Origin of the sequence: Mariniflexile sp. HNIBRBA6329, from assembly GCF_043558645.1 — a bacterium.
GTDB lineage: Bacteria > Bacteroidota > Bacteroidia > Flavobacteriales > Flavobacteriaceae > Mariniflexile.
In genome coordinates, this window is the sequence record NZ_JBIFXS010000048.1 from 1 (window position 1) to 521 (window position 521).

The 521-nt window shown below is 30.7% G+C and carries 1 protein-coding gene; it reads left to right on the forward strand.

All coding sequences use genetic code 11. From position 1 onward, the window contains the following. Positions 1-474, forward strand: a 474-nt coding sequence (locus ACGK9U_RS16135; RefSeq protein WP_394467588.1) for a hypothetical protein, incomplete at its 5' end; no start/stop codon positions are given. Positions 475-521 lie beyond the last annotated feature (47 nt).

Here is a 521-nt window from a genome sequence, read left to right on the forward strand (position 1 = left end):
AAAAATGAGAACATTGGAGCCAAAGTTGCATTAATAAATGGAATGACATTTGGACTAGGGTTTCTATTTATTATGACATTTATCGGACTAATGTTTTCGGGTGGTTTACTCGGATTAATCGGAATTGGAGCATTGTTGTCATATAATTCCCTATTTATATCCTTGGCTTTACTATATCTGACTTTGCCAATTGCTCTCTGGATTTTTGGAAAAAGAAACACCAAAAGCTTAAATCAAGGAAAGAGCATTATAAAAACTTCAGCTGAATTCTCATTTGGAGTGAATTTTATAATATGGATTGTGTTTTTGTTTTCTCAATTAGTATTCAGTGGATTTGAAAACTATTTAACCCTGAATTTAATAGTCATCGGAATTATAATCGTTTTAGGTTTTTTGACGACTTATACTTTCGGATTTTATATTGTAAAACTGACTAAAGAAAAAATAAAAGCCAGTGTACAACACAGTATATAAAAAATTGCTAGTTTTAGCTAAACCAAAGTTTGTTGCTCGTTTGCTTG